This is a genomic window from Bradyrhizobium sp. AS23.2 (assembly GCF_001908185.1).
Lineage (GTDB): Bacteria > Pseudomonadota > Alphaproteobacteria > Rhizobiales > Xanthobacteraceae > Bradyrhizobium.
The window spans coordinates 1-2,915 of record NZ_LGHM01000326.1 but is presented as its reverse complement, the minus strand read 5'-3'; the positions used below and the strand labels follow the sequence as shown (position 1 = coordinate 2,915).

The following is a 2,915-nucleotide window of genomic DNA, read 5'->3' as shown; positions in this document are numbered from 1 at the left end:
CGGAGAATATCGAGCGCGTCGTTACGGAAGATCAGCTTTCGTATTCTCAGTGATCTAGCGCGCTTGGTGACGGTAGGAGTCTAGTCGTGCTGAATGATCGAGAAAATATCCTGAGGGCGCTCCGCGAAAAGCCACTCAAAGTCTACGAAGTCATGAAACGCGCCAATGTCGTGAATGAGGAAGCTTGCCAATCCCTCCTATTGAAAATGCGAGACGAAGGCTTGGTGAAGTTCGATATCCACAAAGGGCGATGGCTCATCGGATGATGAGCGAAATTGCAGCGTCCGTCCGGCGCTGATCAGGGGAGCCGCCGCGCATTCCTACCTGCGCACCAAGCTGGACTTGCGCCCCGACTGATTCCAATCCAGCTTGTGGTTTGGCATGCACTCGCACGGGCCTCCGAAATGTTCACGAGTCCGCTACTCGCGCGCAATCAAGTGGAGCTGATGCAGATCGACACCGTCGCAAAAAAGAAAGCCGCGTAAGCGGCTAGCCAGTTTTCCTTATCTTGAGGAGTCGGCGTAGCCGGCGGTCTCGAAGGATGAGGCCCGCAACCGCCTCTCGTCCCTCAAGAAGTCGCGCAGTCGCGCGGTCTTTGGGATGTGACCAGTTGAAAACGGAGATCATTGTGTCAGCCAAAGAAGTTAAATTCAGCGTTGATGCCCGCGACAGGATGCTGCGCGGCGTCGACATTCTCAACAACGCCGTCAAGGTGACGCTCGGCCCCAAGGGCCGCAACGTCGTGCTCGATAAATCCTTCGGCGCGCCTCGCATCACCAAGGACGGCGTCACCGTCGCCAAGGAGATCGAGCTCGAGGACAAGTTCGAGAACATGGGCGCGCAGATGGTGCGCGAAGTGGCCTCTAAGGCGGCCGATGCGGCCGGCGACGGCACCACCACCGCAACTGTGCTGGCCGCGGCCATCGTGCGGGAGGGCGCCAAGTCGGTTGCCGCCGGCATGAACCCGATGGACCTCAAGCGCGGTATCGATCTGGCTGTGGACGCCGTGGTCGCCGACCTCGTAAAGAACTCCAAGAAGGTCACCTCGAACGAGGAAATCGCCCAGGTCGGCACGATTTCGGCCAATGGCGACGCCGAGATCGCATTGCCGATGCAATGAAGAAGGTTGGCAACGAGGGCGTCATCACGGCTGAGGAAGCCAAGTCGCTCGAGACCGAGCTGGAGGTCGTCGAGGGCATGCAGTTCGACCGCGGCTATATCTCACCCTACTTCGTCACCAACGCCGACAAGATGCGTGTTGAGTTCGACGATGCCTACATCCTCATCAACGAGAAGAAGCTCTCCTCCTTGAACGAACTGCTGCCGCTGCTCGAGGCCGTGGTGCAGACCGGCAAGCCGCTGGTCATCATCGCGGAAGACGTCGAAGGCGAAGCGCTTGCGACCTTGGTCGTCAACCGCCTGCGCGGCGGGTTGAAGGTCGCGGCCGTCAAGGCGCCGGGCTTCGGCGATCGCCGCAAGGCCATGCTGCAGGACATCGCGATCCTGACCGGTGGCCAGGCGATCTCGGAAGACCTCGGCATCAAGCTCGAGAACGTCACGCTCAACATGCTCGGCCGCGCCAAGAAGGTGATGATCGACAAGGAGACCACCACGATCGTCAACGGCGCCGGCAAGAAGGCCGACATCGAGGCGCGGGTCAATCAGATCAAGGCGCAGATCGAGGAGACCACCTCGGACTACGACCGCGAAAAGCTGCAGGAGCGTCTGGCCAAGCTCGCGGGCGGCGTCGCGGTGATCCGCGTCGGTGGCGCGACTGAAGTCGAGGTGAGGGAGCGTAAGGATCGCGTGGATGACGCGATGCATGCGACCCGTGCGGCGGTGGAAGAAGGCATCGTGCCGGGCGGCGGCGTCGCCCTGCTCCGTGCCTCCGAGCATCTCAAGGGGCTGCGCACCAAAAACGACGACCAGAAGACCGGCGTCGACATCGTGCGCAAGGCGCTATCCGCGCCGGCCCGCCAGATCGCGATCAACGCGGGCGAGGACGGCTCGGTGATCGTCGGCAAGATCCTCGAGAAAGATCAGTACTCCTACGGCTTCGACTCCCAGACCGGCGAGTACGGCAACCTCGTCTCCAAGGGCATCATCGACCCGACCAAGGTGGTTCGCGTGGCGATCCAGAACGCGGCCTCGGTCGCGGCTCTCTTGATTACCACCGAAGCCATGGTGGCCGAAGTTCCGAAGAGGAGCGCAGGCGGCGGCATGCCTCCGGGCGGTGGCGGCATGGGTGGTATGGACTTCTAAGTCCAACCATTCAGCGCTCAAAAGAAAGAAGGGCCTGGCAGTGTGCCGGGCCTTTCTGCATTAGCTTAGCTACACGTCCATCTCGGCGACGTGATAGCTGCATGGAGATGACCGCTCTCCAGGGATCAAGGTCATTCGCGCCTGTTTAACGATCTCAGACTCACTTCCGCTTTCCGCGATCGAACACTACTGCTCTAGTGTGAATCCAACTCGCAAAGTGACCTGGTAATATTGGACAGACCCATTTTCGATATGGCCTCTCGTTTGCACGACTTCGAACCATTTCATCTCGCGAATGGTCTTTGATGCGCGGGTGATGGCATTTTGAATAGCATCTTCTATACTTTTTTCGGAATATCCTACGAGTTCTAGAATCGTATAAACGTGATCCTTCATTCGGTTGCCGGCATGGCGAACCTCCGCTGGTGAGCCAGGTCTATTCTGAACGAGTTCTAACCTCTCGAGTTCCGCTACTTCTGCGAGGGAAGCTGGAGCGAACCGCGGGGATCGAACTCTACACCTTCAGAATGTCCGCAAGGGGTCATTCGCGACGAACCCCACCGATCATGACCGACATCCGATGTCCGCTTCGTCCCACTTGCGACCGAAACGGCGTGGCACCGCAATATGTCGCGAAGGGCCAGGAACGGAAG

2 protein-coding genes and 1 pseudogene are annotated in these 2,915 nt (G+C 59.5%); 2 read left to right on the top strand and 1 reads right to left on the bottom strand.

Annotation, left to right across the window (positions count from 1 at the left end; translation table 11 throughout):
- Window positions 1-86 precede the first annotated feature (86 nt).
- Window positions 87-266 (top strand): hypothetical protein, encoded by a 180-nt coding sequence (locus AC630_RS41870; protein ID WP_074124290.1) that lies wholly within the window; start codon window positions 87-89, stop codon window positions 264-266.
- A gap of 362 nt (window positions 267-628) precedes the next feature.
- A pseudogene (gene groL, locus AC630_RS41860) lies at window positions 629-2,262 on the top strand (chaperonin GroEL).
- 186 nt (window positions 2,263-2,448) lie between these two features.
- Here groL and AC630_RS41855 read toward each other — a convergent pair.
- Window positions 2,449-2,658 carry a dodecin gene (locus AC630_RS41855; RefSeq protein WP_074124287.1) on the bottom strand — a complete coding sequence of 70 codons (210 nt, stop codon included), beginning with the start codon at window positions 2,656-2,658 and terminating at the stop codon, window positions 2,449-2,451.
- Window positions 2,659-2,915: the final 257 nt, after the last annotated feature.